Source organism: Archangium violaceum (genome assembly GCF_016887565.1).
GTDB classification, from domain to species: Bacteria; Myxococcota; Myxococcia; order Myxococcales; family Myxococcaceae; genus Archangium; species Archangium violaceum_B.
On the sequence record NZ_CP069396.1, the window covers coordinates 12,187,582 to 12,210,740 of the forward strand.

Annotated in this window: 17 protein-coding genes; 10 read left to right on the forward strand and 7 right to left on the reverse strand. The window is 70.3% G+C overall.

All coding sequences use genetic code 11. The features are described from left to right. Nucleotides 1–5: 5 nt before the first annotated feature. From JRI60_RS48670 to JRI60_RS48685, 4 genes are all read right to left on the reverse strand, one after another. A complete protein-coding gene (locus JRI60_RS48670) occupies nucleotides 6–2,732 on the reverse strand; it encodes a hypothetical protein (RefSeq protein ID WP_204222907.1) in 2,727 nt (908 codons plus the stop codon). An 81-nt stretch (nucleotides 2,733–2,813) separates the two neighbouring features. Continuing rightward, nucleotides 2,814–4,409, reverse strand: coding sequence for a caspase family protein (locus tag JRI60_RS48675; RefSeq protein ID WP_204222908.1), 1,596 nt, complete (start codon nucleotides 4,407–4,409; stop codon nucleotides 2,814–2,816). Further along, a complete protein-coding gene (locus JRI60_RS48680; RefSeq protein ID WP_204222909.1) occupies nucleotides 4,406–5,167 on the reverse strand; it encodes a DUF4384 domain-containing protein in 762 nt (253 codons plus the stop codon). Before JRI60_RS48680 ends, JRI60_RS48675 begins: the two co-directional genes overlap by 4 nt. Then, nucleotides 5,164–5,649 carry an RNA polymerase sigma factor gene (locus tag JRI60_RS48685; protein WP_204222910.1) on the reverse strand — a complete coding sequence of 162 codons (486 nt, stop codon included), beginning with the start codon at nucleotides 5,647–5,649 and terminating at the stop codon, nucleotides 5,164–5,166. Before JRI60_RS48685 ends, JRI60_RS48680 begins: the two co-directional genes overlap by 4 nt. Before the next feature lie 98 nt (nucleotides 5,650–5,747). Between JRI60_RS48685 and JRI60_RS48690 the strand changes: the two genes are divergently transcribed. Then, nucleotides 5,748–6,704 (forward strand): ketopantoate reductase family protein, encoded by a 957-nt coding sequence (locus JRI60_RS48690; RefSeq protein WP_204222911.1) that lies wholly within the window; start codon nucleotides 5,748–5,750, stop codon nucleotides 6,702–6,704. Nucleotides 6,705–6,826: 122 nt separating this feature from the next. Continuing rightward, nucleotides 6,827–7,456 carry a hypothetical protein gene (locus tag JRI60_RS48695; RefSeq protein WP_204222912.1) on the forward strand — a complete coding sequence of 210 codons (630 nt, stop codon included), beginning with the start codon at nucleotides 6,827–6,829 and terminating at the stop codon, nucleotides 7,454–7,456. A 31-nt stretch (nucleotides 7,457–7,487) separates the two neighbouring features. Here JRI60_RS48695 and JRI60_RS48700 read toward each other — a convergent pair whose 3' ends face one another. Beyond that, nucleotides 7,488–9,107: a sensor histidine kinase gene (locus JRI60_RS48700; protein WP_204222913.1), complete on the reverse strand. Its 1,620-nt coding sequence runs from the start codon at nucleotides 9,105–9,107 to the stop codon at nucleotides 7,488–7,490. 525 nt (nucleotides 9,108–9,632) lie between these two features. Further along, the gene (locus JRI60_RS48705) at nucleotides 9,633–10,319 is read right to left on the reverse strand and encodes a Crp/Fnr family transcriptional regulator (RefSeq protein ID WP_204222914.1); all 687 of its coding nucleotides are present in this window, start codon (nucleotides 10,317–10,319) and stop codon (nucleotides 9,633–9,635) included. Nucleotides 10,320–10,574: 255 nt separating this feature from the next. Between JRI60_RS48705 and JRI60_RS48710 the strand changes: the two genes are divergently transcribed. The 5 genes from JRI60_RS48710 to JRI60_RS48730 all read left to right on the forward strand — a co-directional run bounded on the left by JRI60_RS48710 (nucleotide 10,575) and on the right by JRI60_RS48730 (nucleotide 17,008). Then, complete coding sequence (locus tag JRI60_RS48710; RefSeq protein ID WP_204222915.1) at nucleotides 10,575–11,171, forward strand: hypothetical protein; 597 nt, start codon at nucleotides 10,575–10,577, stop codon at nucleotides 11,169–11,171. A gap of 134 nt (nucleotides 11,172–11,305) precedes the next feature. Continuing rightward, nucleotides 11,306–12,526: a hypothetical protein gene (locus JRI60_RS48715; RefSeq protein ID WP_204222916.1), complete on the forward strand. Its 1,221-nt coding sequence runs from the start codon at nucleotides 11,306–11,308 to the stop codon at nucleotides 12,524–12,526. Between the two features lie 2 nt (nucleotides 12,527–12,528). Further along, nucleotides 12,529–14,490, forward strand: a complete 1,962-nt coding sequence (locus JRI60_RS48720) for a serine/threonine protein kinase (protein ID WP_204222917.1) — start codon at nucleotides 12,529–12,531, stop codon at nucleotides 14,488–14,490. Between the two features lie 25 nt (nucleotides 14,491–14,515). Further along, nucleotides 14,516–16,048: an Hsp70 family protein gene (locus tag JRI60_RS48725; protein ID WP_204222918.1), complete on the forward strand. Its 1,533-nt coding sequence runs from the start codon at nucleotides 14,516–14,518 to the stop codon at nucleotides 16,046–16,048. A 12-nt stretch (nucleotides 16,049–16,060) separates the two neighbouring features. After that, nucleotides 16,061–17,008 carry a J domain-containing protein gene (locus JRI60_RS48730; protein WP_204222919.1) on the forward strand — a complete coding sequence of 316 codons (948 nt, stop codon included), beginning with the start codon at nucleotides 16,061–16,063 and terminating at the stop codon, nucleotides 17,006–17,008. A 13-nt stretch (nucleotides 17,009–17,021) separates the two neighbouring features. Here JRI60_RS48730 and JRI60_RS48735 read toward each other — a convergent pair whose 3' ends face one another. Continuing rightward, nucleotides 17,022–17,726: a PaxA gene (locus JRI60_RS48735; RefSeq protein ID WP_239470180.1), complete on the reverse strand. Its 705-nt coding sequence runs from the start codon at nucleotides 17,724–17,726 to the stop codon at nucleotides 17,022–17,024. A gap of 281 nt (nucleotides 17,727–18,007) precedes the next feature. Between JRI60_RS48735 and JRI60_RS48740 the strand changes: the two genes are divergently transcribed. The 3 genes from JRI60_RS48740 (at nucleotide 18,008) to JRI60_RS48750 (ending at nucleotide 23,129) form a co-directional block, all read left to right on the forward strand. Continuing rightward, nucleotides 18,008–18,964 (forward strand): hypothetical protein, encoded by a 957-nt coding sequence (locus tag JRI60_RS48740; RefSeq protein ID WP_204222920.1) that lies wholly within the window; start codon nucleotides 18,008–18,010, stop codon nucleotides 18,962–18,964. A gap of 29 nt (nucleotides 18,965–18,993) precedes the next feature. Continuing rightward, nucleotides 18,994–21,795, forward strand: a complete 2,802-nt coding sequence (locus JRI60_RS48745; RefSeq protein ID WP_204222921.1) for a TonB-dependent receptor — start codon at nucleotides 18,994–18,996, stop codon at nucleotides 21,793–21,795. Between the two features lie 83 nt (nucleotides 21,796–21,878). Next, nucleotides 21,879–23,129: a phospholipase D-like domain-containing protein gene (locus JRI60_RS48750; protein WP_204222922.1), complete on the forward strand. Its 1,251-nt coding sequence runs from the start codon at nucleotides 21,879–21,881 to the stop codon at nucleotides 23,127–23,129. Nucleotides 23,130–23,159: the final 30 nt, after the last annotated feature.

Below are 23,159 nucleotides of genomic sequence, written 5' to 3' on the forward strand. Positions count from 1 at the left end.
CCCACTCACGGCATGACGTGGAAGAGCAGCGGCAGCGAGGTGCCACCTCCAGGTCCGGGGGTGTGCACCACCACCGTCGCCTCACCCGCCGTGGCCAGGGCCGAGGCCGGCACGGTGGCGACGAGCGTCTCGTCCTCCAGCCGCGTGGGGAGGGGCTCGCCATTCCATTGCACCACTGAGGCCGCGTGGAAGCCCGAGCCACTCACCCGGAGCGGAAAGGACGGGCTGCCCACGGGCATGCCAGCGGGCCTCAGCCTCTCCAGGAGCGGCACTGGCCGTTCGGGCGTCACGTGAAGGAGCGCCGTCAGCGACTCGGTCTCTCCCACGGCGGAAGGCTTGGACAGGCGCACCTGCACCATCTCCGCGGTACGCACGTCGGCCGCGGTCACGGGAATCCAGGCATCGAACCCGGACGAGTTCAGGCTCATGCTCCGGGCCGTGCCATTCCACAGCACCTGGGTGTCCGGCGGCCGGTATTGGCTGGAGTATTGGGCGCCAACGAAGTTCTGCCCGTGCACCCGCAGGGCACCGGAGCCGGTCTCGCCCCACTGCCCCACCGACACCACGCCGGGAGAGAGCGTCCTGAGCAACGGCGTGCGCGGGGGGACGATGTGGAAGAAACTGGGAGCACTCAGCCCCACCCCGGGCGTGGACACCCGCACCTCCACCTTCCCGGCGGAGGCCAGCTGCTCCTTCTCCAGATGCACGGAGAGGCTGCCCACGCCACGGATGAAGGGCACGAGCACTTCGCTCCCCCAGTGCAGAACCGAGTCCTCGGTGAGGGGGGAGTCGGACCGCCAGCCGCTCACGTTGAGGAACAGCTCCTGGGTCCCCACCTCGGCGGAGGCCGGGGACAGCGTCCCCCCCCACTCGCCGGGCGCCAGGACGGTGAAGATCACCGGGTCGCTCAGCCCCCCTCCTGGCTCGGGACTGAACACGCGCACCTCGGCGGTCCCCGGACTGGCCAGCAGCGAGGCCGGCACACGCGCGGACAGACGCCCCTCCCCAAAGCGGGAGTACTCATCTGCGTTGAACCAGGTCGACAGTGCCATCCCATTCCAGAGAATGACGGACGTGGGCTCGAAGCCATACCCCACCAGGGAGAGCGCCACCTCCGGTGTGCCCGCGGGGGCTGTCATGGTGCCGGGCAGGCTGATGAGCGGAACGGCGTGGCGTGGCTCGATGCGCAGCAGCAGCGGAAGGGACGTTCCTCCCCCGGGGCCCGGGGTCACCACCGTTATCCGAGCCACTCCGGCACTCAGGAGGTCCGCGGCCGAGAGGGTGGTACCCAGGGTGCTCGAATCCGAGAAGGTGGTCTCGCGCTCCTCGCCATTCCATCGAATCCGCGAGGTCCGGTGGAAGCCGCTGCCGTACACCCAGAGCGTCCTCGAGCCACTGCCCGCGGTGAAGACGGCGGAAGAGAGGTCCCGGACCACCGGCGCGGGACGTTTCTCGGAGACGAAGAAGCCCAGGGACGGGGAGCTCTTCCCGTCCCCTCCCACCACGGTGATCCGCGCCGTGCCGGACAGGGTCAGGTCCGCCGCTGGAATCTCGGCCAGAAGACCCCTGTAGGGGAGGAACCGGGTCGTCCGCGCGCGCCCGTTCCAATACACCGTCGAGGCGCCATCGAACCCCTCCCCCCACACCTCCAGGGTGAAACCAGCACCTCCCAGCTCCGCACTCGCGGGGAACAGCTCTCGCGCCACGGGGCCCGAGCGGATGAAGAGGAGCGTGGGGCTCGACGTGCCCCCGCCCGGAGGGGCGTTGTGGACCGTGAGCTCCCCCTGGCCGCTGGTGGCGACGAGCTCCGGTGGGAGCACCACCGTGAACGTCCCATCGCCGTTCCGGAAGAAAGAAACCCGGGTGCCGTTCCAACGCACCTCCGTGCCGGTCCCCCGGCGGAGCAGGCCCGTGCCCCGCAGGGTGAGATAGGCATTGCGATCCGTGGGCGTGCCCGCGTCCACTCCCGCATCCGCGCCTCCGGACTCGCGGACGGAGATGACGCGCGGCCAGACGTCATCGATGACCGGCTCGGGGTTGCGCACCTCGAACGTCACCCGGGCCGACGAAAGCGGCCAGACGGAGGGAGTGTCCACGTACAGCAGGCGGGTGTCGGCCGAATAGCAGGTCGACCGTTCGAGCCGCGCGATCAGCTCCTGGTTGCTCACGAAGGTGGTGGGCAGGGGGAGGCTCCCCACGAGCGACACGACGGAGGTCCGCAGGAAGTTCTTCCCGAGCACCCGGACGGTGATGGGCTCTCCGGTCTGCTCGCAGTCAGCGGCGATGTGGCCGGGCACGAGCTCCGAGATGACCGGCGAGGGCAGCGGGACATAGACCCGTGCGGACAACCCTCCTCCGGGAGCCGGTGCGAAGACCTGAACGGCACCATTCATCACCAGGTAACGGAACGAGGCACTCGGGAACGTGGCGGTGAGCCGGGTCTCGCTGACGTAGGTGGTGGAGAGGGGCTGCTCTTCCCAGTGGATGATGGAACCGGGAACGAACCCCCGACCCTGGACGGTGAGGATGATGGTCTCCCCATCAGGATCCGCGTAGGTGAGCTCCGAGGAGCGCTCCACCACCGGCACCGGAGTCTCCTCCGGGGAGACGCCCGTGTCCGGCTTGCTTCCCGTTCCGCCCGTGCCCGCATCGGGGTTCAGACTCAGTCCCGGTCCACAGGCACAGAGCACCACGGCCAGGGCCCAGGCCCCCAGGTGATTCCAGACTCGCATCGACGCCATCCCCTCGTTTGGATTTCAGCGCGTTGCCTCCTGAACCCCGGAGGCGGAGGGAATGCGCAAGGTTTCTTCGCGTCAGCGCAGCACGAAGGCCACGCCGAGCCGGCCGCTGGGGATGAGCTGCGTGGACGTCGGCCCGTCCTGACGCTTGAGCAGGGTGATGGGGGCATGCACCTCGGCGAGGGCCAGGACGCTGTCCGACAAGGGCCACCGCACGCCAACCCAGGGGCCGAGACCGGGGCTCACCAGCCAGCCGATGACCTGCGCCCCCGAGGTCTGGTGGATGAGCTGTCCCACCAGCGCCATCCCCAGATAGGCCTGGAAGCGATCCCCGGGCCTGCCCAGCACGTTCCAGCGCAGGCCCAGCGAGAGCTGTCCCACCGTCTCACGTATCTCTCCCACGCGGAGGCTGCCTAGCTCGAGCCCCGCCACCAGCCGGAGCGTCCCCCTTCCCGAATACGAGAGGTGGGCCAGCGGCATCAGCTCCCCGCCGAGCGCGGCCGTCCCGCGCACGCCCGGCCCCAGGGTCAGCTCCGCGCCCTCGATGAAGGGCACCACGGGCTCCGCCTGTACGGGCACTTCCGGAACGGGAACCTCCAGCTCGGGCTCCTCGCCCTTGGCGCTGGCCGCGACAGTCGGTCCCGCCTCGGCGGGAAGCTCCTCCCACCGGAGCTGCTTCGCCTCTCCGGTGCCCACGCGCACGCGAGCCCGGTGGAGCTTGCCGCCGCGCCACACCTTCACCGCGTACTCGCCCGGAGGCAGGGCCACCTTGCGCGGAGCGCCCGCGGGCAGCTCGACCAGGATCTGGTCGCGCAATATCTGGATGAGGAGCGCACGCTCGAAGCCCTCGGGCAGCTCCAGGGCCGAGGCCGGCGTGTGCACCTGGGTGAGCACCAGGTCTCCCTGTCCCGAGAGCCGGTAGTCGTAGGCCGGGTGCTGGCCGCCCGTGAAGGTGTTGGAGGTGGCGGTGACGGTGCACGAGAAGGCGTACTGGTAGGCCTCGGTCAGCGTCACCTGTCCGTCGCCCGAGGCATCCGCCGCGCCCCGCAGCCCCGACACCAGGTGGTGGGTGAAGAAGGAGCCACCGATCTCCTTCGATTCCAGCGACACCTCGTCCTCCGCGCTGGAGGTGAGCAGCACCTGCCCCGCGCTGGCGACGTCGTCCGCGAGCTTGATTTGAAACGCCGGGCCGGGCGTGCCCCCCTTGGCGCGCAGCAGCGCACCACTCCGGCAACTGTCGACGACGGCCAGCCGCACCTCGGCGCCCGTGCGCTCCAACCACTCGCGGAGCGCGGTGAAGGTGAGGCGCTCGCGGCCCAGCTCGAGCGCCACCCCATCCGAGTGCCCGGAGAAGTAGAAGAGGAGGACGACGCGGGTGCCCGGCTCGCCCCGCCAGGAGGAGATCCTCCGGGTGGCGAGGTTCAACGTGTCTCGGAGCTGGGCCAGTCCCTTGCCCTGGAGGAGGAAGAGGTCATCGGGGGCCACGTCTCCCAGCTCCGTGAGGACACGGGCCATCTTGCCTGCATCGGTCTCCGCGAAGCGCAGCGGCGGCCGGTCTCCACTTCCCACGTTGTTTCCCACCAGCACTGCGACGCGGCGGGTGTCCGCGAGCGCGGGCGAGCCCACCAGCAGCGCGGCCAGGACGGGGAGCAGCAGGAGTCGCGGGCTCATGGCGTGGCTTTCTCGAAGAGGAAGGAGGCCTGGTCATCGGCCTCGACGGGCAGGCGCGTGGAGGCGCGGATGGCGGCCGGGCCACCGGATCCTATCTCCTCGAGCGCGGCGCGCACGGTGGTGGCCTGGAGGGGCTCGCGGGAGAAGAGCGCGAAGAGCCGCTCCGGTCCCGGCGCGGCGTCCAGGATGATGCTGTAGGGGAGCGCCACCGCCTCGCCCGTCTCCACGGGGCCGCTCTTCAGCCCGTTGAAGGGGTAGTAGATGCTCGGCTTGCCCGCGCCGTCGATGGAGACCACCATCAGGTACGGCAGCCCGCCGGACTCCACCTGGAAGCGGATCTGATCCTTCGGAGCGAGCGGCTCGCCCTCCCCGGCCTTCCACACGCGCTCGTCGCGGTGCACGAAGACCTGGAGCGTGGCCCCGCCCTTCACGGCCAGGTCCGGCGCCTCGTGCACGGCCTCGCGGGGCAGCACGAGGAAGAGCGCGAGTCCGGCCACCGCGAGCACGGGCACCACCCGGGCGAACAGCGCGCCCCAGCGGGCCCACGGCGAGGGACGCCACCGCGGATCCGCGAGGTGATGCGGAAGGACATGGCGGGTGAAGTGGGCCTTCAGGGCGGCGTTCTGCTCGGAGCGCTGGCGGCACGTGGCGCAGGTGCCGAGGTGCGCCGCCATCCGCTCCTTCTCCGGGGAAGGGAGCGCGTCGAGCGCGAGCGCATCGAGCTCCAGGCTCGAGAGGTGGGCCTGCGCGGGATTCATGCGTCACTCCTCCTGGCGAACTTGTGGGCGTTCTTCTCGAACTCGGCGAGCCGGTTGACGACGGTGCGGCGGGAGATGCCGAGCACCTCGGCGACCTCGTCCTGGCCGAGCCCCTCCGCGTGGTAGAGCCAGGCCACGGCGGCGACCTTCTCGGGAGCGCGGGCGATGACGCGGCGGGCGAGGTCGGCATCGAGCAGCACCTGCTCCAGGTGGGGCCCGCCGAGCTCGGGCAACTCGGCCACGGGCTCGGCGTGGCGGCGACGGTTGCGCTCCTGGTTGAGGCAGTAGTGGGTGGCGACGCGGTAGATCCACGCGAGCGCGTGCTGGTTGTCGGCCGCGCGGTCCAGGTGCTTGTAGAGCCGCAGGAAGGTCTCCTGGGTGGCATCGGCCGCCGCGGCGTCGTCGCCCAGGATGCGCCGGCAGCGGGCGTACAGCGTGGGCCCGTAGGTGCGGTAGAGAGTGGTGAAACGGTCTGGGTCCATGGGCCTGCGGCGGTGCTCCTACACGAGCGGTCACAGGTCGAACACCGACGCCCGGGAAATCGCGCAAGAAATCTTCAGGGCCCCTATCTTCCGCGACCATGCGATTCGCCATCGTGGGTTCCGGCGCCGTCGGCGGCTTCTTCGGCGCGAAGCTGGTCCAGGCGGGCCATGACGTGACGTTCCTCGCGCGGGGCGCGCACCTGGAGGCGCTGCGCCAGCGGGGGCTCGAGCTCCGCACGCCCACCGGGAACGTGCGCGTCCAGGTGCGAGCGGAGTCGGACCCGGCCCGGGTGGGGCCGGTGGACGTGGTGATGCTGGCGGTGAAGACGTACGACATCGCCGGTGCGCTCCCGGCGGTGAGGACGCTGGTGGCCGCGTCCGACACACCGGCCCTGGGAGGGAGCACGGCGGTGGTGCTCACGCTGCAGAACGGCGTGGACAGCCCCGACGAGGTGGCCGCCGCCGTGGGCCGGGAGGCGGTGCTCGGCGGCTCCGCCTACATCTCCGCTGCCATCGCCGAGCCCGGAGTCCTCACCCAGACGGGCACGCACCAGCGCATCACCTTCGGCGAGTACTTCGGTGACACCTCGCGCGTGTCCTCGCGGGTGGCCACCCTGCGCGACGTGCTCGCCGGAGCCGGCATCCACACGGACGCGGTGGCCGATGCCCGCGTGTCGCTCTGGGACAAGCTCGTCTTCCTGGCGCCCTTCGCCGGGCTCACCGGCAGCACCCGCCTGCCCATCGGCGTGCTGCGCGACTGCCAGCCGGCACTCGACACATATAAGGAGGCGGCCTCCGAGGTCATCCGGGTCGCCGCCGCCGAGGGCGTCACCGTGAGCCGGACTCCGGACCTCCTGGTGGGAGAGCTGGCCAGACTGCCTCCGCAGACACGTGCGTCGCTGCTGGTGGACCTGGAGCAGGGCAAGCGGCTGGAGGTGGAGGCGCTGATGGGCTCGGTGGTGCGCCGGGGCCGGGCGGCCGGAGTGCCCACGCCGGTGATGGCCACCTTCCACGGCGTGCTCGCCCCCCATGCGAGCGGGCGGCCCCAGGGCTGAGGGGCTCCCTGGCTCGAACGCCCTCGAAGGCGAGCGTGGCACGAACGAGCGCCTGGTCCGCCGCCTGCCCATTTGCACGCACGCCGAGGCCCACCAGCTTTCCCCCGTCCAAGGAGGAATAAATGACGAGAAAGCTGATCGCTGGTGTGGCGGTGCTCACCCTGTGGGCCGGGAGTGCCGTGGCGCAGGAGCGCCGGGAGGCCAACGCGGACATGCGCGGACTGACCGTGCAGCTCGGTGGCGGTGTGGAGGGCTACACCAACGCGCTCGCATCGGACATCAACCCTGGCGTCGCGTACGGGGCGACCCTGGTCCTCAAGCCCACCAAGGTGCTGGGGCTCGAGGTCGGCTACTCCGGAGCGGTGAACAACTTCGACCGCAACTCGGTGGCCGCCTCGGTGACGACGAGCGGCCCGGACATCATCCGCAATGGCGGCCAGGCCGTGGCCACCGTGGGCCTCACCGCCGCCCCGCTGCAGCCCTATCTGCTCGCCGGACTCGGCCTCAGCCACTACAACGTCCGCGGCAGCGCCCCGGGCTTCCAGGATGACAACGTGGGCAACGTGCCGGTGGGCGCGGGGCTGCGCCTGTACGCCGGCAACTTCACCGCGGACGCGCGCATCAACTACAACGTCCTCTTCGATCAGGAGTTCGCCGCCGTGCCCACGGCCGACGTCTCCCTGCCGGTGGGCGAGACCTTCAGCAAGGGTGGCAGCTACACGGGCACCCTCAACTTCGGCGCCACCTGGTGAGAACCGGTGGGGACGAGGCGGGCCGGCCCCCTCACGCGCGAGCCTCGCCGCCGTGCATCGGCAGGCTCACGCGGAAGGTGGTGCCCCGGCCCACCTCGCTCTCCACGGAGATGTCTCCCCCGTGCGAGGAGATGATGCGCTGACACACGGAGAGCCCCAACCCGCTGCCCTGGCCCACGGGCTTGGTGGTGAAGAAGGGCTCGAAGATGCGCTCCAGCTTGTCCGCGGGGATGCCGCATCCCGTGTCGCGCACCTCCACGGTGACTCGCTGGGCGTCCTCCACCCGGGCCACGAGTTGAATCTCGTTGCGCTCCACGGCGCCCGGCGAGATGGCGTGCGCCGCGTTGATGAGCAGGTTGAGGAACACCTGGCACAGGCGGGCGCTGTTGCCTCGCACCGGCGGCACGTTCTCCACCAGCTGCACCAGCCGCGCGCGGTCGCGGATCTCATGCGCCGCCATCTTCGCCGCGCTGCGCACCACCTTCACCAGGTCCACCGGTCCGCTCTCGCGGTCGTCCGGGTGGGACAGCATCTTGAGATCCCTCACGATGAGGCGCACGCGCTCGGCGCCCTCGCGCGCCTCGGCGAGTGACTCCAACAACTCCCTGCGCTCCACCTCGGTGGGCGCCGCATCCAGGTCCGTCACCACCTGCTGGGCGTAGTTGAGGTTGCTGAGGACGAAGGCGAGCGGGTTGTTGATCTCATGCCCCACGCCCGCCGCGAGCTGGCCGATGGTGGCCAGCCGGTCGGCGAAGAGGAGCTGGGACTGGGTGGCCTGCAGCTGCGTGAGACTCTCGGTGAGCCGGGCGTTGGCCTGCTCCAGCTCGGCGGTGCGCTGGTGCACGGTCTCCTCCAGGAGGGCGTTGGAGCGCTCCCGCTCCCGCAGCGCCTCCTGGAGCTGGACGGCCATGCGGTTGAAGGAGCGCGCGAGCTGCCCGTACTCGTCACGGCCTCCCTCCGGGAGCAGGGTCTTCAGGTCGCCCGAGCCCAGACGCTCCGCGCCCCGCAGCATCTCCAGCAGCGAGCGGCGGATGGTCAGGTAGATGGCGATCGCCAGCGAGCACAGGAGCCCCAGCGCCACCCCGGGGACGAGCAGCCCGCAGGCCCGGCCCATCCGGAGCGCCCGCTGGCCCTCCTGCGTGTGGGCATCCAGCTCCGCGCGCTCCAGGTCCCAGGCCCGCTCCAGGAGGGGCGCCACCTGCGCGCGGAAGGAGGAGAGCGCTCCGTGCAGCAGCGTGGCCTCCGAGCCCGCCGGGGCCTCCCGCACACTCCGCTCGGAGCGCCGCAGCCAGTCCAGGTGGGCCCGCTGGAGCTGGTCGATGCGGACGAGCTCCTCCGCCTCGGTCGCGTCCTTCTTCTCCTGGCGGACCAGCTCCCGCAGGTGCGAGAAGCCCTGCTCTGCCTGCTTCTCCCGCTCCGCGAGCAGGGCCCGGGTGTCGCCGCCCGTCCCATGGGCCTGGAGCAGCTCGTGCAGATACCCGAGCGACTCGTCCGTCATCCGGCCGTAGAGCTCCGTCTGCTTCTGGATGGCGAGCATCCGCTCCATGCTCGCCCGACCCCGGTCCGCCAGGACGAAGAGGAAGGCGCCCACCAGGACGATGAGCCCCACCGCTACGGACGCGAACAGCAGCACCTTGCCGCGCACTGTCATCGTGTTGGCCTCACCCGCGTGGGATTGATCCTGGAAAATCCAGGTCCAATGTCCAGCACTGGAATTCTCCTGGAGCCGGGAAACCCTTCCAGTTCCCCGCGGGTGGAAACCCGCTCGCGTCCGGTGTATCCCCAGCGGCCCCTCCGCCCGGCGGTGGCGCGCCCCCCGGGGAAGCGTGTCCGGGGGCAGACATGAAAACGCCCCCGTGTCTGTGAACGGTTTCACACCCCCTCAGTGAGGTGATTCACAGCCCCGGGGGAGGTCCTCGCGGTATCAACATTCCTGGGAACGGGGACTCGATGCCCGTTGGACCCGAACGCCGTACCCGAGACGACCGGGGCCATGCCTGAGGGGGGATGGCCACAGGGCGCGGGGATGGAACAAGGTCCGACACCATGGCCATGCCGGGGGGTGTGGCCTACCGTCCAAGTTCCCAGGGGAAGGAGAGGCCACGCTGGGGGGCGCGGCCTCCGCCCATGTTTTCGGGAGTCGAGACCGCGCGGGGGGCGCGGGCTCCTCCCCACCTCAGTCCACCACGTCGCGGCGCAGCCGCTCGGGGTCCACCAGGGTGATCTGCCCGTTCTCGTACGACAGCAGCCCCTCGCGGGCGTAGAAGCGCAGCCACTTGTTGGCGCTCTCGCGCGTCACGCCACACAGGTTGGCCAGGTCCGCCTGGGTGAGCTGCTTGGGGATGACGATTCCGCCGCCGGCGTTGGGCTGGCCCTGCGTCCGGGCCAGGTCCAACAGCACCCGTGCCAGACGCGCGCGCGCGTCCAGGAAGGCCGAGTCATGCACCAGCTGGGTGACGCGCCGCACCATCTGGCTGAGCACCGCCAGCAGCCCCATGGCCACCTGCGGGCGCTCGCTCAAGAAGCGCCGGAAGTCCTCCTGGTGGAGGCTCAGCAGGTGCGTCTCCTCGCGCGCCACCGCGTCCGTCGAGCGCGGCTCCCCGTCCAGCAGCGCCAGCTCCCCGAAGGCATCCCCCCGGCCCAGCAGCGCCAGGATGACCTCCTTGCCCTCCGCGGAGCTCAGGCGGATGGCCACCTCGCCCTTGCGCACGATGAACAGCGCCGTCCCCACATCCCCCTGGTGGAAGATGACCTCGCCCTTGCTGTAGCGCCGCTGCTGCAGCAACGCGGAGAGGTTGTCCAACTCCTCGCTCGCGAGGTGCTCGAACATCGGGATTTGAGCCAGCAACTGCGAGAAGGACATGGGGGAACCTCGGCATCCTGAACGGGCGAAGCAGGCGAACGCCGGAAGTCTCCTCCCGCCCGCGCACGGGTCAAAACCATATCGGATCCTCCCCACAGGCCAATGCCCGCTTGCTTGCACTCCTCTCATGACGGGGGGCGCGGGCAGGGTCACATTGACCATCAAGTATCATTGCGGAATGATGTGCCGAGGGTGTAACGCCGAGCTCGACACGCGTGGATGCCCCGGCCGTGTTTCTCGAAGCGTGATGAGCGAATGACCGCAGAGGCTCCCTCGGCCGCCACGGCCCCCCGTCCCCAGTGCCCACGTTGCGCGACGGTGCTGCCCGCCGTGAGCCAGGGCACGCAGGTCATCCGTTGCGCGGGCTGTGGTGCCGCCCTGCAGGTGAGTGTGCGTCCCGTGGAGCCCTCGGCGCCCCCCCTCCCAGGCCCCTCGGCCGACGGTCCGGGAGTGGCGAGGCCCCGCCGCCGGCCCATGGTGGAGGTCCCCGGCCCCCGGCGCGTGGAAGCGGAGCCCACCCCGGCGCCCGCGCACACCATCACGGTGGAGCTGTCGCAGCGGGACATCGACTACGAGCCCGAGCCCGAGCCCGGGTCCGCCCCCTCCACCCCGGCGCCCGTACGGCCGCCGACGCCAGCCCCCGCCGCCAGCGCCGACGTGCCCTGGTTCGCCGAGGACATCGAGCGGTTGCCGGAGACCAACGTGGACCTCGGGCAGCTGGCGCTGGAGAACTTCGAGCCCTACCCGCCCCTGCCCCTGCCCCCGCGGCCCGACGTCCCCCCGTCGTCCCGGTCCGTGGAAGCGCCGTCACGCCCGCCTGGTGTGCCAGCGTCTCATTCGCAGGTGAAATGACGACCATCCAGCAGGCTGGTGCTCTGACGACCAGGCCCGCGACCCCATGACGCCCCCGAGGGGTGGGTGGGGTATCATGCCCGGGGCGCGCGGTTCGACGACGGCACGCATCAAGGAGGGAGTGGAGGAGCGTGATGAGGAACCCAACCAGCATGGAGTCATCCGCGGACGCCTCGGCGGACCTCCAGGGGGCGCGGCAGGGTTGCATCGAGCTGGGGCGCCAGGCCGAGAGCGTCGCCGAGTTGGTGTTCCCCCTGTTGCGGCAGGCGACGCAGGAGCTCAACCGGCTGGAGACGCAGCGCGACGAGCTGCGCAAGACGGCGGCGACGCGCGAGACGCCGCCGACGGTGCTGAACCGGCTGAACGATCGCATCGAGGAGCAGGGCCAGGGCGTCAAACGCCTGGAGCGGGCCAGCCGCGGACTCAAGGAGCTCATCTCCGGGCTCGGCGGGCTGGGCGAGCGGCTGCGCAACGGACTGGCCCGGCGCGACGAGGAGCAGCGCGAGCTGGAGGCCATCGCCCGCGAGGAGAAGCGGATGTGGCTGCGCGAGCTGGAGACCCTGCGGGAGCAGGCGCGAGGCCAGGCGGGCGCCTCGGGTCCGTCGCCCGCGCAGCAGGAGGAGCTGCAGCGGCTGCGCGCCGAGAGCGAGGGCCTGCCCAAGCTGCGCGCCGAGAGGGATCGGCTCGCCCACCGGGTGGCCGAGCTCGAGAAGGGGCTGGCCGAGCGCGAGCAGACGCTCACGGCCAAGGAGCAGACCATCGAGGACCTGCGCAGGATGATCGTCCTGCTCACCGGGGACTCGGCGGCGGCCTCCACCCCGTCCACGCCCACCGCGCCCAAGCCCGTGCCGGCGCCCGTCAGCGTCGTTCCCCTCGGCACCTCCAGCAAGACCCCGGCGGCGCAGGCCCCGAAGCCCAAGGCGTCCAATACGATGTTCGGCAACAGCACCATGCAGCTGGCCGACAGCCTGTTGGAGACGCTGGGCGAGAGCGCCCCGGACATGCCGTACACCCCGCCGCCCATCTCCGTGGAGCCCCTGGCCCCCGACAACCGGCCTCCGAGCATGGAGATCATGCTCGGCCCGCTCGATGAGCTCGTGGCGCCGCCGCCCGCGGCACCGCCGCCCGTGCCCGCCCTGCCGCTCGCGCCGCTGGTGCCTCCCGTGGCGCCGCTGTCCACCATGCCCAAGGCGAGCGCGCGGGTCGCTCCGCCGCCTCCCTCCAAGACGCCCGCCCCCCTTCCCGGCATGGCCATGAAGGTGGTGAGCCGCCCCGGCACGCTCGTCATCAGCGAGGACATGTTCAACGACATGCTCGTCGAGGAGAAGGACCTCGGCGGACCCGGTAAGAAATGAGCATGGCGCCGTCCGGGGACACCACACTGCCGGCGCGCTTCGGCCGCTATGTGCTGCTCAGCCACCTGGGGCGCGGCGGCATGGCGGACATCTTCCGGGGCGTGGCGCTCGGCGCGGGCGGCTTCGCCAAGCCCGTCGTGGTCAAGCGCGTGCTCCCGGAGGCCACCCAGCAGGAGTCCGCGGTGAAGATGTTCATCGAGGAGGCGCGGCTGTCGGCGCTCCTCCAGCACATGAACATCGCGCAAATCTTCGACTTCGGAGAGCAGCGCGGCGAGTACTTCATCGCCATGGAGTTCATCCATGGGCGCGACCTGCATGACGTCCTGCGGCGCGTGTCGACGCGGGGGCAGGGCATCCCCGTGCACGTGGCCTGCTACATCGCCATGGAGGTGCTCAAGGGACTGGACTACGCGCACCGGGCGCGCTCGGCCGCCGGCGAGCCGCTCCACCTGGTGCACCGCGACGTCAACCCCACCAACATCCTCCTGTCCTTCGAGGGGGAGGTGAAGCTGCTCGACTTCGGCGTGGCGCTGGTGGGCAACGCGGACACCACGAACAACGTGCGCGGCAAGCCGGGCTACATCCCGCCCGAGCAGCTCGCCCGGAAGAAGGCGGACGGGCGCGGCGACATCTTCGCCCTGGGCATCACCCTCTACGAGATGCTGGCGCGCCGGCCCGCCTTCAAGCCCGGTCCGATGATGGACGTGCTCAAGCAGACGGTGGCGCTGAAGGCCCGGCCCCTGCGGCTGCAGGACGCATCCCCCTTCCTGCCCGAGCCGCTGTGCGCGGTGGTCAACCGGTGCATCCTCGCCAACCCGGACGAGCGCTTCCAGACGGCCGCCGACGCGCTCGACGCGCTCGACGAGTTCCTGCTGTCCGCCGGCCTGCGCGTGTCCCAGCGCGACCTGGCCGCGCTGATGGCCAGCACCTACGAGCCCGAGGTGCGCACCCCTCCGGTGCAGCCGCCCATCCCCCCGGAGCTGCTGGCACAGGAGGTCCCCGCCCCGGTGGCCCCGTCCGCCGCCGCGCCCACGTACGCGGTCCGCGAGCCGGGTGGAGGCCTCGCCCTCTCGAAGCTGGGCGAGGACGACGTGCAGCTCCTCTTCGCCGCCGGAAAGCTGTCTCCGAAGGCACAGGTGTCCCAGGCCGGCGGGCCCTTCCTGCCGCCCTCCGCCTTCGCCCGCTTCAGCGCCGCGGCGGCCTCGGCCCAGGAGAGCCTCGCGGCCCGGCTCGCCAAGGCCCCCCCGCCCCGCTATGCCGGGAACCTGACGCTGGCGCCGGCGCTCCGGGTGATGGCGCGGCTCATGCTGTCCAAGGCCACCGGCCGGCTCCACTTCGCGGACAACCACGCCCACAAGGAGCTCTTCCTCAAGGCGGGCCAGGTCATCGCGGTGCGCTCGAGCGTGGCGGCGGACCGCTTCGGCCCCTTCCTGCTCCACACGGGAAAGCTGACGGCGGAGCAGTGGCAGCGGGCGGTGGAGAGCACGCGCCCCTTCTCCGGCCGGCTGATGGACGCGCTGCTCGCCTCCCGGGTCCTCTCCCCCGCGGAGCTGGCCGAGTGGTCGCGCGAGCACCAGCGCACCGTGGCGCTCGGCCTGCTGGGCTGGACGCGGGGCCGCTATGCCTTCTTCGAGCGCGAGGCCCCCATCACCGACGGCTCCGAGGAGCGGCTGGGAGGACTCGCGCTGCTCAACGAGGGCCTGCGCGCGCACTACCCGCTGGAGCGGCTGGTGCGGGAGCAGGAGCCGCTGCGCCACAAGCCCCTCTTCCGCAACCTGGACGCGCCGGTGGCCGCCAGCGACCTGGCGCTCTCGGCCTCCGAGCTGCGCGCGGCGTCACTGCTCAACAAGCCCGGAAATACCCTGTCTTCCGCGCTTGCGGAACTCAAGCGTCCGGAGGATGAAGTAGCTCTGCGCCGCGTGGCGCTGCTCTTCACCGAGGTAGGGCTCCTGGCGGCGGCCTAGAGGTGGGCCAGGAGGGACGGGGCGTATGGGAATCGTTCTCGGAATCGACCTGGGCACGACGAACAGCTGCATGGCCGTGGTCGATCCGGCCACGGGACATGCCCGCGTGCTGCCCAACCGCGAGGGAGAGCGCACCACCCCGTCCGTCGTCGGCTTCGATGCCTCGGGCAAGGTGACGGTGGGCAGCGCGGCCCGCCGCCAGGCCGTGCTCCACCCCCGTGACACCGTCTTCAGCGTGAAGCGGCTCATCGGCCGGCGCTTCTCGGATCCAGCCGTGCAGCGGATGACGAAGCTGCTGCCCTACGAGGTGGTGGCGGACCCCTCCGGCAACGCCGCGGTGCGCGTGCACGGCCAGGTGATGACGCCGGCCGAGGTGTCCAGCCACGTGCTGCGCTACCTCAAGGAGAGCGCCGAGGCTCAGCTCGGCCAGAGCGTGGACGGCGCCGTCATCACCGTGCCCGCCTACTTCGACGAGGTGCAGCGCCAGGAGACGAAGAACGCCGGCCAGCGCGCCGGGCTCACCGTGCACCGGCTGCTCAACGAGCCCACGGCGGCCATGCTCGCTTGCCGCTTCGACGAGTCCCAGCCGGAGAACATCGCCGTGTTCGACCTGGGCGGCGGCACCTTCGACATCTCCCTGCTGCACGTGGAGGGCGAGGTGGTGCAGGTGCTCGCCACCTGCGGCGACAACTTCCTGGGTGGCGACAACGTCGACGAGCTGGTGGTGGAGGCCCTGCGCCGCATCTTCCTCAAGCAGACCGGGATGGACCTGACGGGCAACCCCGAGGCCCTCTGGCGCTTGAAGGAGGCCGCCGAGTCCACCAAGCGCACCCTGTCCGAGACGGACCAGACGTCCATCGACCTGGCCTTCCTCGCCACCCTCCCCGAGGGGCCCCTGCACCTGTCCATCCCCTCCTTCTCGCGCACCCTCATGGAGAACCTGGTGTCCAAGGAGCTGGACAGGCTGCGCGGCCCCTGTGAGCAGGCCCTCCAGGACGCGGGCCTGAAGGTGGAGGACATCCACCGCGCCATCCTGGTGGGCGGCATGACGCGCATGCCCGCGGTGCGCGCACGCGCGGAGAAGTACCTGGGCCGGCCCGGCGAGCGCTCCGTCAACCCCGACGAGGCCGTGGCCGTCGGCGCCGCCCTGGAGGCGGACATCGTCGCCGGCACCTCGCCCGAGGAGCCCAAGGTGCTGCTGCTGGACGTGCTCTCGCGCAGCCTGGGCATCCGCACCGAGGGTGGCCGCTTCAGCGTCCTCATCCCCCGCAACACCACCATCCCCACGCGAGAGACGAAGGTGTTCGCCACCACCTTCGACCACCAGACGCACGTGGACATCGAGGTCTACCAGGGCGAGGAGCCCACCGTGGAAGGCAACCGCTACCTGGGAGAGCTGCAACTGGCGGGACTGCCCGCCGCGCCGGCCGGCACCGTGCGGGTGGCCGTGGACTTCACCATCGACGCGGATGGCCTGCTGCAGGTCACCGCGCGCGAGCCCGCCACCGGCCGCAAGGCCGAGGCGACGCTGCGCCCTCCCACCGCCAGCTCGCCCTGAGAGGGTTTCCCCATGCCCCAGGACCTCTCACCCTTCCACGACAAGAATCCCTTCGAGGTGCTCGGGCTCCAGGGCACGGAGGACCTGCCCGCCATCCGCAAGGCCTTCCTGACCATCGCCGCGAAGTCCCACCCGGACCGGCTGCGGACGAAGTCGGAGGCGGAGAAGGCCCAGGCGCTGGAGACCTTCCTGAGCGCGAAGAAGGCCTTCGAGGTGCTCTCCCACCCGGACAAGCGCCGCGAGTGGAGCGAGAAGCTGGCTCGCACGAGAGCCGCTCCTGGCAGGCCCCAGACACCGGCCGCCCCGGTGGTGCCACCTCGCGAGACCCCGAGCGCCCCGGTTCCCGCGCCGGTTCCACCCCGTCCCGGCCCCGCCTTCACTCCCGTCCACGGCGTGCCCGTCGCCCCGCGTCCCGGAGCTCCGGTGGCACCGCCCTCGCGCGGAGTGCCCGCCGCCCCGCCCCCTTCACGCCCCGGTCCCGCCCTGACGCCCGTGCACGGCGTGCCCACCACCCCGCCCCCGTCACGCCCCGGTCCCGCCCTGACACCCATGCACGGCGTGCCCGTCGCGTCTCCACCGTCGCGCGCCGTGCCCACCGTGACGCCGGCCGCGCCCGCTTCGCCCGAGGTGAAGACCCCGTCCCTGCCCACGCCACGCGGAGGACCCCTGCCCGCCGCCATGGCGCTCCAGCTCTACAAGCTGGGCATGCTCGCGCTGGAGTCCGCGGACTACGCCAAGGCACTCGACCTGTTCGCCAAGGCCGCCAAGGCATCCCCCACGCCTCGCAACCAGGCCATGGAGCTGGTGAGCCGGGGCCACCAGTACCTCAGCACCCGCTTCTTCGATCGCGCGCGCGAGAGCTTCGAGCGCGCCCTCCAGCTCCTGCCCGAGTGCCGCGAGGCCCGCGCGGGCCTGGAGCTCATCGACAAGCAGTCGGGCCGCTACATCAAGGGCCGCTAGGCGCGCGCCCCCCTCACTGGATGGTGATGGGGATGTTGTAGAGGAAGCACACCGGCACCTTCTGGGGCTTGTACTGCCAGCCCTCCTTGATGCCCGCGATGATGTCCTCGTCCGCGCCGGGCACGGCCTTCACCGGCGTCACTTCATAGACGCTGCCGTCCGTGGACACGCAGATGCGGTACATGCCGTTGAGCGTGCCCTGACCGCGGCGCGACTGCTTGAAGACCTCGGACAGGCGCGGCGGCGTCTGGCGCACCACGTCACGCTGGATGACGAAGGGCGGCACGTTCTTGGGCTTCACCGGCTCCTCGCCCGTTCCCCCGAGCTGACCGCCGAGCTGCCCTCCCACCACGCCCCCAATCACTCCGCCCACCACGCCGCCCTCGACGCCTCCCTGCACTCCGCCCTCGACTCCGGCCGGAGCATCCTCCGCGGCCGGCTCGGCCTCGGGCTCCGGCTCGGGCGTCGGCTCCGGTTCCGGCTCCTTGGGCTTCTCCTCGATGATCGGCTGGATCTTCTCCGGCTGGCGGATCACCACCTCCTTGCGAGGCGTGGGCTTGCGCTGCACCACCGAGCGCACACCCGCGGGCGGCGGAGGGGGCGGCGGGGGCGGCAGTGATCGCATCAGCGACACGGCCACCTCCTTCTCCTCCACTGGCTTCTCCTGGGGCCTCGCGAAGAGGAACAGCACCCCGATCACGCCAGCGTGGACTACCACGGAAAACAGGGTAGGACCGAACAGGTGGGAAGACTGAGAAGCGGTCTGCTGCGCGAACATGAGATCTGGGGGCTGAAGGTCTCCCTCTCATACCACACTCCGGCCCGGTGTCTCCCCTACCCCCCCGGTCAGGATGTGAACTGCACGTGAAAATGGGTGCCCGGTTGGAAAAAAGTCCCAAGTGTTGATACATGGCCTTCCCGGCAGCGGCGCGCGTTCACTTCAGAACGCCCATGTCGAGGCCTCCCCCAATCTCCCCACTCTCCCCAGAGAGGCTCCTCGTGCAAACGAAGCAGAAATGGGCACTGACGCTGATGATGGCGTTGGGTGCCGTGTCTTGTGGCGGCTCGGCTCAGCCGGGTGATCCGTATCGGGGCACCATCGACGCCACCGGACTCGACGCGAAGTTCCAGCCCCACGCCACCTGCGGCTCCAACAAGCGGGACAAGTGCCCCTTCGAGGCGCAGAAGGCCTACAGCGGGGGGACGCAGTTCTCCTACTTCTTCCTGGGCACCATCGCCAAGGACAACGCGAACCTCGCCAAGGACGCCCTGCAGCGTCCGGCGGTGCCGGCCAAGTTCGTGAAGATCACCGCGTATGACTTCCCGGACGGGTGCAAGACGGGCAAGGAGTACGACGTCCGCACGGACGCGTACCGCGAGGACACGCAGTACTCCGTGTTCGACGGGCTGCCCTCGAGCACCACCAGCACCAGCACGCTGGTGGTGCCGCTGGTGAAGGTGAAGCCCTGGACGGGCACGGCGCAGCAGCCCTGCAACGCCATCAAGGATCTCACCTCCCTCACGGAGGGTGACTTCGGCGGCAGCGCGGCCGAGGGCGAGTCCTTCGCCTTCCGCGCGATCGTCGACACGACGTATGCCCCCTATCCCGCTCCGGCCGAGCTGAAGTACGGGTGGTACCGCGGCCTGCAGCTGGCCTACTTCGACAGCGGCGCGGTGACGGTGGACGAGGCCGGCAACTTCCAGGCGATGGACGCCGTGTGGCTCAAGGCCGCCGCCGCCGACAGGACCCCGGTCTACAACTCCAAGTTCGTGTTCCAGGCGAAGCCCGGCGAGGCGAATTGGTCTCCGGTGGTGCGGGTGTATGAGCTCGTCCCGCCCGCGGGCAGCAACTACACGAGCCTCTGCTACGACCCGCCGTGCGCCGCGGACGCGCTCGACATGACGACGGTCAAGACCCTCAACGGCGTGATGTTCCTGGCGAGCAGCCCGCAGTGAGCCCCTCCTCTTCCCCCGAGATTTCATTCATGACGACCACCACCCTGCTCCGTGGCCGGGGCCTGCTGCTGGCACTGCTGGCGCTCACCGTCCTGCCACTGTCCGCGCTCGCCGCGGGCGAGAACTACGGCCGCGTCTCCGGCTACGTGTACGACCCCACCGGCACCCCGCTGTCCGAGGTGCCCCTCACCATCAGCGGCCCCGCGCTCCAGCAGCCCATCTCCCGCACCAGCGGTGAGGACGGCCGCTTCGAGTTCGGCCAGCTGCCCCCGGGCGAGGGCTACTCCCTCGAGGTGAAGGTGGAGGGTTTCACCCCCATCAAGAAGACCGGCATCATCATCCGCCTGGGTCAGACGACCCCCGTGGACGTGAAGCTGGAGGTGCTCACCGAGACGCAGGCGGTGGCCACCTATGAAATCGTCGAGAAGGTCAACCCCATCATCAACCCCGACTCGGCGCAGACGGGCGCCGTCGTCACCTCGGAGAAGGTGGCGTCCATCCCCGTCTTCACCCAGGTGCAGGCCATTCCGCAGCTGGTGGCTGGCGTGGGCCCGGGCAACGCCCCGAGCAGCCGCGGCGGTCTGTCGCGCTACGGCAAGTTCTACGTGGACGGCATGGACACCACGGACGTGTCCGACGGCTCCATCACCTCGCCGATGAACTTCTACGCGGTGGAGAACTTCGAGGTCATCACCGGCGGTCTGGACGCGCAGTACAACGCGCTGGGCATGGTGGAGAACGTCGTCACCAAGAGCGGTTCCAACAAGTTCACCTACGACGCCACCATCATCCTGTCGCCGGCCTGGAGCAACGCCAAGGCGAGCTCCGCCACCAACCAGACCCCCTCGACGGGCGGCTTCCTGCAGAGCAGCACCCCGCAGTCGGAGACCGACTTCTACTCGCCGATGCTGGCCTTCGGCGGTCCCATCATCAAGGACCGGCTGTGGTTCTACGTCAGCGGTCAGTGGAACATCAGCAACCAGGAGACGCCGCTCACCGTCAATGGCGTCCAGGAGAACCGCCCCAAGGACACCAACACCCGCATGGGCCGGCTCAAGCTCACCTGGCAGCCCACGGACAAGGACCGTCTGTCCGTGGCCTTCAGCATGGATGACAACGTCATCGGCAACAACTCCTCCCGGGCGACGACCTCGCTGGAGGCGGAGTCGCGCATCGATCGTGGCGGCACCTTCATCATCGCCAACTACGACCGCAACATCAGCCAGGACGTCCTCTTCCAGCTCCAGACGGGCGCCACCAACAAGCGCGCGTTCATCGGTCCGCAGAACGAGGACCTGAACGTCCCCGCGCACGTCGACCTGGGCAACAACTCCTTCCTCACGGGCTCCTGGGGCAACTACACCAACGAGAACAAGTGGCGCTTCCAGTTCGACCCCACCGTCCTCTTCAAGGCGGGCGCGCACCAGATGAAGGGCGGCCTGCAGCTGGGCTACCTGACGGGCCGCCTGCAGGTGGGCAACACCGGCAACGTGCGCTACTTCGACCGCAACGGCGTGTGCAACCCGGACGATGTGGCCGCTGGCGGCTGCGAGTCGAAGACCACCTACTACAACCTGGATGGCCAGCCGGGCTCGCTCACCACGAGCGCCTCGGTGGCGCAGCTCGGCGCCTTCGTCCAGGACCGCTGGACCGTCAACCGCTACCTGACGCTGGTGGCCGGTCTGCGCGCGGACGTGGGCCGGATGTACGCGGACGACAACCAGTTCGTCACCAACCTGGTGGGCATCGGTCCCCGCCTGTCGGCCACGTACGACATCACCGGCGACCGCAAGACGCTGCTCAAGGCGCACTACGGCCGCTCCAACGAGGTGGGTGATGTGTATGTCGCGCAGCACGCCAACCCCGAGCCCATCCAGATGTCGGCCAAGGTCGTCAACGGCGCCTTCGTGGAGTGCACCCCGGACACGGTGCTGGATCCCAGCAACACCAACTGCACCCGCGCCGGTGGCCTCGCCCGCCGCACCTTCGACAAGACGCACACGCCCCCCAGCGTGGACGAGCTGAGCCTGGGCCTGCACCGCGAAATCACCGAGGGCACCGTGCTGGGCCTGGACGTCACCTACCGCCGCTACAACAACCTGTGGGTCGACGAGGAGGTGAACCAGATCTGGGACGCCTCCGGTACGCGCGTGGTGGGCTACGTGGACCCCAGCAAGACCGGCTCGCAGGTGCTGGTGCACAACCCGGACGACGCCTGGCGTGACTACAAGGGCATGGACCTGTGGGTGCAGGGCCGGACCGGCGGGTGGGACCTGCTGGCCAGCTACACCCTGGGCTTCAACAACGGCACCGTGGACACCTACTTCGACGGCTACGGCGCCAACCCGCGCATGAAGTACCTGTTCGAGGGCGCGACGCCCGACGACATCCGCCACACCTTCAAGGGCTCGGTCAACTACACCACCAGCTTCGGCCTGGACTTCGGCATCCGCGCCCGCTACCTGACGGGCACGCCGCTGTGGATGAACCAGTCGGTGTCCTACCCCGACAGGACCACCCTGTACCGCTCGCCGCGCGGCACCGGCTTCTCCACCAACCGTGGCACGCCGAACTTCAACGACCCGACCACCATCTCCGAGCTGCGCAACCCGGACCAGTTCGTCATCGACGCCCAGGCGCGCTACGACATCGGCCGGCTGTTCCAGATGTCCAACAAGCTGGAGCTGACGCTCATGGTGGTGAACGCGCTGAACAACACCGACCCGACGTTCTATTACGACCGCTGGGCGCCCACCAACAGCGACTACGGCCTGGTGTCCGGCCGCAGCCGCCCGCTGCAGGCCGAGCTGCTGCTGCGCTTCCGCAACTAGCGTCAAAGTCAGACACGACGTGAATCCGGGGCCCTCCGCGAGCAATCGCGGGGGGCCTCTGGTTTTTGTATACGGTGCCTCCCATGTCCCGACCCTGGCTGAGCGCCTTGCTTCTTCCCCTCGTGCTGTCCCTCGCGTGCGCCGCGCCGGCTCCCGCCGTGCGCGCCCCCGCCCCCGAGTCCGCCCCCGTCGGCGCTCCCGGCCTGGTGCTGGTGGAGAGCGTCCCCGTGGAGACGACGCTGGACCACGCCGACATCCCCGATGCCAAGGACGTGTGGCCGGAGATGGTGAACGGCGCCACGCGGACGCTCGACATCTCGGAGTTCTACGTGAGCAACGAGCCCGGCAGCCGGCTGGAGCCCGTCATCCAGGCCATCGAGGCGGCGGCGGACCGGGGCGTGAAGGTGCGGCTGCTCGCGGAGGAGAAGTTCTACAAGACGTACCCGGAGACGCTGGAGCGGCTGGCGAAGCGGCCGGGCATCGAGCTGCGCCGGCTGGACACCGCGAAGTCCATGGGCGGCGTGCAGCACGCGAAGTACTTCGTGGTGGACGGCCGCGAAGCGTACCTGGGCAGTCAGAACATGGACTGGCGCTCGCTGGAGCACATCCAGGAGCTCGGGCTGCGCATCCGCGTCCCCGAGGTGGTGCGCGCGCTCGCGGACGTCTTCGAGCTGGATTGGGGACTCGCCGCGGGAGGTAAGGCGCCGGCCACGGTGACGGCGGTGGGCGGCCCGTTCCCCGCGCACGTCTCGGGAGGCCCGGTGCGCGTGACGCCCGCGCTGAGCCCCCAGGGCTGGCTGCTGGACCCGGGCACGTGGGACCTGCCCAAGCTGGTGAAGCTCATCGATGGGGCGAAGCGCTCGGTGCGGGTGCAGCTGCTCACGTACCGCGCGAGGGGACGTGACGGGAGCACCTTCCCCGAGCTGGAGGAGGCGCTGAAGCGGGCCTCGGCGCGCGGGGTGAAGGTGGAGCTGCTGGTGGCGGACTGGGGCAAGCGCAAGGGCACCATCGAGGGCCTCCAGGCGCTGCACGCGCCGCCGGGGCTGACGGTGAAGCTCGTCACCATTCCCCAGTGGTCGGGCGGGTTCGTCCCGTTCGCGCGCGTGGTGCACGCCAAGTACATGGTGGTGGATGGAGAGCAGGCGTGGCTCGGCACGAGCAACTGGGAGCGCGACTACTTCACGCAGAGCCGCAACGTGGGCGTCATCGTGGAGGGCGCGCCGTTCGCGAGCCAGCTCGAGCGCTTCTTCTCGGACACCTGGTCGAGCCCCTACGCGGCCGAGGTGGACCCGAAGGCCACCTACACGGCGCCGAACATCAGCGGCACGCCCTGAAACATGGAAGAAAGCCGCTGACGCGCTCCA